At 63.3% G+C, this 3,211-nt stretch carries 3 protein-coding genes and 1 pseudogene; 3 read left to right on the top strand and 1 reads right to left on the bottom strand.

The features are described from left to right. From CWO91_RS41885 to CWO91_RS41875, 3 genes and pseudogenes are all read left to right on the top strand, one after another. A partial coding sequence (locus CWO91_RS41885) for a hypothetical protein (RefSeq protein ID WP_130221130.1) occupies positions 1-430 on the top strand: 430 nt, incomplete at its 5' end. 138 nt (positions 431-568) lie between these two features. Next, positions 569-919, top strand: a complete 351-nt coding sequence (locus CWO91_RS41880; protein WP_130221129.1) for a hypothetical protein — start codon at positions 569-571, stop codon at positions 917-919. 528 nt (positions 920-1,447) lie between these two features. Beyond that, positions 1,448-1,678 (top strand): annotated as a pseudogene (locus CWO91_RS41875) (hypothetical protein); the annotation flags it as partial. Between the two features lie 154 nt (positions 1,679-1,832). On the opposite strand, the gene rpoD reads toward CWO91_RS41875, so the two are convergent. Continuing rightward, a partial coding sequence (rpoD, locus tag CWO91_RS41870) for an RNA polymerase sigma factor RpoD (protein WP_130221128.1) occupies positions 1,833-3,211 on the bottom strand: 1,379 nt, incomplete at its 5' end.

The raw sequence follows: 3,211 nt of genomic DNA, 5'->3' as shown, positions 1-3,211 counted from the left end.
CGCGCCGCGGACGCCGGCCGCCGCCCCGCCGCAGGCCGCCCATCTCGTCGCCTGCAGCGTGGAGGACATGGCCAGCGTGCTCGAGCACATCCGCGGCGTATTTCCCGCGGTGAACGTGCTGTTCGAGCTCGGCCGTGCTGGCATCAGCTTCGGCCAGCCCGCGGTGATGATGGTCCGCCTCATGGACATCCTGCACCACACGCGACTTCAGGACGTTGGTCAGGTCATGACCTGCCTGGAGATGATCAACCGGGCGCTGACCGAGGTGAAGAAGGATCCGTCGGTGCGGTTTTGCGGTTTCGACAATGAGGGCCACTGCCTGATCGCACTGCAGACGCAGGTGAGCATCGCAACGCTGTGGCAGACCATGATGGAGCGCCAGCAGGCGGGGCAGGAGCGCGAGGCCGGCAGGGTTGCGCCGGCGGCGTGAGATAAAGGGCGGCGCACACCCCGGTCATTTCGGGGCGCGTCGCGAGCGAGCAAGGACGAATGAGAAACCAGCCGCTATGATGCCAATGGTCGGACGGCGCGTTCGGCTTCTGCGTTAGTGCCCGTGAGGCAATCACCCATGTCCCACCGCCAGCGGCCTCCTCATCCAGCTCGCCGCGCCCTCCTCCGCATCCCCCTCTTCCGCCTGCTCGCCATCAACCTCGCGATCGGCGCCTGCGCTGCGGCGCTGCTCGTCGGCGGACTGCTCTGGCTCAACCCCGGCCATCTGCGCGAGCTGATCTTCGCCGATCGTTCGCCCGGCATCGCGCTTGCGCTGCTGCTCGCGTCGTTCCTCATCACCTTCGGCTCCGCCGCGATGGGCAGCGCGATCATGGCGCAGGGTCGCAAGGAAGAGCGCAGTGGACATGACGGCGGACACGGATCGCGGCTCGCCGCGCAGGAACTTGCACCGTGCAGGCGCACACCTTGAGATATGCGGGGTGATGGAACTCGCTTCAGCACATCAGATCACATCACGTGCACGCAGGCTGGAAGGCGTGCAGGCTGGCGCACCTCGCTACAAAGCGCGCCAGCCGCGCTGCATTGCGACGGCAGGCAAGATGAACAAAGTGATTTAATGATCCAAGCAATTGTTGCGACGCGCTTCAAAACCGCATGCCGCGACCAACGCATATCTGATCGGCCCACTGCGACATCAACGCCGCCACGATTTGCCTTGCCATCGCATGGCGCGTTCTATAGAATTCTATTTTAGGTTGTCGCCCCGCCAGCCCCGGGCGACACTGAAGACCAAAAATAACCGGCGGGCTTTTCGGCCCGCCGTTTATTGAGGCTGAGGGTCTCCTCGAAGCGGTCACAGCAGGCGCCGGGCGCTGCTCGTCGACATGCAATCGCATCCCCATTGTTGGTCAATCTAACGCTCCGGCTCGATGCTGATGGCGAAAACCGCCGAAGTCATTTGACTGCGGCCTCCTGATCGACGACAAGCCGCCATGGCAAAAAACCCGGAACCAATCCCAAAGGCGAGTTCGCCTTTTTCAACGTCGTCTATGAAGACGGCTCACAACGCTCCAATCGCCGCGTGCCCACTGAGCTGCTCGGCGGCCTCGACGGCGACGAGCCCGCGCGCGGCTTCATCATGGAGCAGGACCGCGAGATCGCCGAGAGGTCCGGGCGGCCCGCTCTCGAGATCAAGCGGATCGAGCGGGTCGGGGCGAAGAAGAAGTAGGCCTTCAGCTTCTCCACGTCATTGCGAGCGCAGCGAAGCAATCCAGAAATGCCTCTGCGGAAAGACTCTGGATTGCTTCGCTGCGCTCGCAATGACGACAAAACAAAAACGGCGGGCCAACGCCCGCCGTTTTGCTTTGGATCGCTGCCTACGATCAATTATCCAAGAAGCTCCGCAGCTTCCGCGACCGCGACGGATGCTTCAGCTTGCGCAGCGCCTTTGCTTCGATCTGGCGGATACGCTCGCGGGTCACCGAGAACTGCTGGCCGACTTCTTCCAGCGTGTGGTCGGTGTTCATGCCGATGCCGAAGCGCATGCGCAGGACGCGCTCTTCGCGCGGCGTGAGCGACGCCAGCACGCGCGTCGTGGTCTCGCGCAGGTTGGACTGGATCGCGGCGTCGATCGGCAGGATCGCGTTCTTGTCCTCGATGAAATCGCCGAGATGTGAATCCTCTTCGTCACCGACCGGCGTCTCCAGCGACAGCGGCTCCTTGGCGATCTTGAGGACCTTGCGGACCTTCTCCAAGGGCATGCCGAGCTTCTCGGCCAGTTCTTCCGGGGTCGGCTCGCGGCCGATTTCGTTGAGCATCTGACGGGACGTGCGCACGATCTTGTTGATCGTCTCGATCATGTGCACGGGGATGCGGATGGTGCGCGCCTGGTCGGCGATCGAGCGGGTGATCGCCTGCCGGATCCACCACGTGGCGTAAGTCGAGAACTTGTAGCCGCGGCGATACTCGAACTTGTCGACCGCCTTCATCAGGCCGATGTTGCCTTCCTGGATCAGGTCGAGGAACTGCAGGCCGCGGTTGGTGTACTTCTTCGCGATCGAGATCACGAGACGGAGGTTGGCTTCCACCATCTCCTTCTTGGCCTGGCGGGCCTCGCGCTCGCCCTTCTGCACGGAGTGCACGATCTTACGGAACTCGACGATCTCGAGGCCGGTCAGCGCCGCGAGCTGATGCACCTCGTGACGGAGGTCCTTGATGCGATCCTTCTCGTGGTGGACGAAGTTCTTCCAGCCCTTGGCCGAGAGTTTTGAGACGCGGTTGAGCCAGCGCGGGTCCAATTCAGAACCGGTGTAGTTGCGCAAAAAGTCCTCGCGCGCGACGCCATGGCTGTCGGCAAGGCGCATCAGGCGGCCCTCGTGCGAGACGAGGCGCTTGTTGATGTCGTAGAGCTGCTCGACGAGGCTGTCGATGCGGGCCTGGTTGAGGCGCAGCGACTTCACCTCGACGATGATCTCGTCCTTCAGCTTCTTGTACTTGCGCTCCTGGTGCGGCGAGAGCGACTCGTTCTGGAGCTGGTTCTGGATGTCCTGCTCCTGAAGCTTGCGCAGCTTCTTGTAGCTGTCGGCGATCTTGTCGAAGATCTCGACCACTTTCGGCTTGAGCTCGGCCTCGATCGCCGCGAGCGACATCTGGTTCTCGAACTCGTCGTCGTCCATGTCGGCTTCGGCCGCGGCCTCGCCCGGATCCTTCTCCTCGCCGGCCTCGGTGCCGCCGGCGGCAGGCGCAGCGCGGAACGGGGTGG

Source organism: Bradyrhizobium genosp. SA-3, assembly GCF_004212635.1.
In the GTDB taxonomy this organism is placed as follows: domain Bacteria; phylum Pseudomonadota; class Alphaproteobacteria; order Rhizobiales; family Xanthobacteraceae; genus Bradyrhizobium.
The sequence above is the reverse complement of the archived record's forward strand: the minus strand, read 5'-3'. Positions and strand labels throughout refer to the sequence as shown.